The organism is Microbispora sp. NPDC049125 (assembly GCF_040802045.1).
Lineage (GTDB): Bacteria > Actinomycetota > Actinomycetes > Streptosporangiales > Streptosporangiaceae > Microbispora.
Genome location: NZ_JBEZDW010000114.1, coordinates 1 through 1,614, shown reverse-complemented (window position 1 = coordinate 1,614; position 1,614 = coordinate 1). Strand labels below are relative to the sequence as shown.

General features: G+C 68.2%; 1 protein-coding gene and 1 pseudogene. Both read left to right on the top strand.

The features are described 5' to 3' along the window. Positions 1 to 318, top strand: a pseudogene (locus AB0B72_RS40225) (ketoacyl-synthetase C-terminal extension domain-containing protein); the annotation flags it as partial. Positions 319 to 357: 39 nt separating this feature from the next. Continuing rightward, the coding region (locus AB0B72_RS40220; RefSeq protein ID WP_367745062.1) for an acyltransferase domain-containing protein at positions 358 to 1,614 on the top strand (1,257 nt) is incomplete at its 3' end.

Below are 1,614 nucleotides of genomic sequence, written 5' to 3'. Positions count from 1 at the left end.
CAGGCCAGGCCGTGGCCCGAGGTCGACCGGCCCCGCCGGGCAGGGGTGTCCTCGTTCGGGATGAGCGGCACCAACGCCCACACCATCATCGAACAGGCACCCCAACAAGATCATGCAGGTGTCTCGCCACGTGCGCTTGAAGGGAACGGTTCCACGGGCGAGCGCGCTCGCGCCGAGTCGCTGTGGCTGGTCTCAGGAAGAACCCAAAAGGCGCTCCAGGAGCAGGCCAGGCAGTTGCACACCTACATCGGCGCGCGTACGGAGCTCGCCGTTGGCGATATCGCGTACTCGCTGGCTACCTCCAGGTCCGCCTTCGAGCACCGAGCGGTTGTGTCAGGCGCCGATCTGAACGCCCTGATGAATGGCCTGGAGGCACTGGCCCAGGGGGCGCCTGCGGGGAACGTGACGCATGGAGTGGCCGGCGAGGGCGGCAAGGTGGCATTCCTGTTCACCGGTCAGGGCAGCCAGCGGGCCGGGATGGGCCAGGAGCTGTACGGCGCTTTCCCGGCTTTCGCGGACGCCTTCGACCAGGTATGCGCTCATCTGGACGGTCATCTTGACCGGCCGATCCGGGAGGTGATCGCACGGGACGGCGAGCTGCTGGATCGTACGGAGTTCACCCAGCCGGCGTTGTTCGCGATCGAGGTGGCGTTGTTCCGCCTGGTGGAGTCGTGGGGCATCGTTCCGGACTTCCTGGCGGGGCATTCCATCGGTGAGATCGCCGCCGCTCATGTGGCCGGCGTTTTGTCCCTTGAGGACGCCTGCACATTGGTGGAGGCCCGGGGCCGGTTGATGCAGGCCCTTCCCGAGGGTGGGGCGATGGTCGCCCTGAACGCCTCAGAAGAAGAGGTCCTGCCGTATTTGACCGACCGGGTGAGTGTCGCGGCGGTCAACGGTCCTTCGTCGGTCGTGGTGGCTGGTGAGGAGGATGCCGTCGCGGCGGTGGTCGCGCGGTTCCCCGGCCGGAAGTCGAAGCGGTTGAAGGTCAGCCACGCGTTCCATTCGCCGTTGATGGATCCGATGGTGGAGGACTTCCGCCGGGTCGCCGAGTCGCTGACCTACAACCCGCCGCGGATCCCTATCGCGTTCGGCTCGGATGCGGACTACTGGGTCGCTCACGTTCGTCAGCCGGTGCGGTTCCTGGACACCATGCGGTCGTTGCAGGCCGACGGGGTGAGCACCTTCCTGGAGCTCGGCCCTGACGCGGTGCTGTCGGCCATGGGCCCCGACTGCGTCGAAGGCGCCTTCGTTTCCGCTCTTCGCGGGGAGCGGGCAGAGACGGCGTCGGTGATGTCGGCGTTGGCGCGGCTGCACGTAGCGGGGGTGAGTGTCGACTGGGAGTCGGTGTTCGCCGGGTCGGATGCGCGGCGGGTGGATCTGCCGACGTATGCCTTCCAGCGGGAGCGGTTCTGGCCGGAGGCCGGGCGGCTGGGGACGTCTACGGGCATGGTGACGCCGGTCGCTGATGAGGTGGAGGCGCGGTTCTGGGAGGCGGTGGAGCGGGAGGACTTGGAGGCGTTGGCGGGGGCGTTGGCGGTGGATGCCGATGGGTCGCAGTCGTTGGGTGTGGTGTTGCCGGCGTTGTCGTCGTGGCGGCGGGGGCGTCGTGAGCGG